Here is a 240-nt window from a genome sequence, read left to right as displayed (position 1 = left end):
AAGTGGGATAAGGATGGTAAGCCGGGTAACACGAATCCGCTGAGTAAGGATACTGATGTTGACGGTTTGCATGATGGCGACGAGATTGCCGCTGGTACGAACCCGAATGATCCGGATACTGATGACGGTGGTGTCACAGATGGCCGTGAGGTGAAAAACGGCACTGACCCGCTTGATGGTTCCGACGACAAGCCTGGTGATACCGATACTCCGTCTGATAATGGGAAGGCTGATCCTGAT

1 protein-coding gene is annotated in these 240 nt (G+C 52.5%); it reads left to right on the top strand.

Features of this window, described 5'->3' with window-relative positions; translation table 11 throughout:
* On the top strand, positions 1–240 hold a 240-nt coding region (locus HMPREF3044_RS00010; RefSeq protein WP_210400506.1), incomplete at both ends, for a hypothetical protein.

It is taken from the genome of Corynebacterium sp. HMSC073D01 (genome assembly GCF_001815555.1).
GTDB classification, from domain to species: domain Bacteria; phylum Actinomycetota; class Actinomycetes; order Mycobacteriales; family Mycobacteriaceae; genus Corynebacterium; species Corynebacterium glucuronolyticum.
This window is presented reverse-complemented; position numbering and strand designations above follow the sequence as displayed.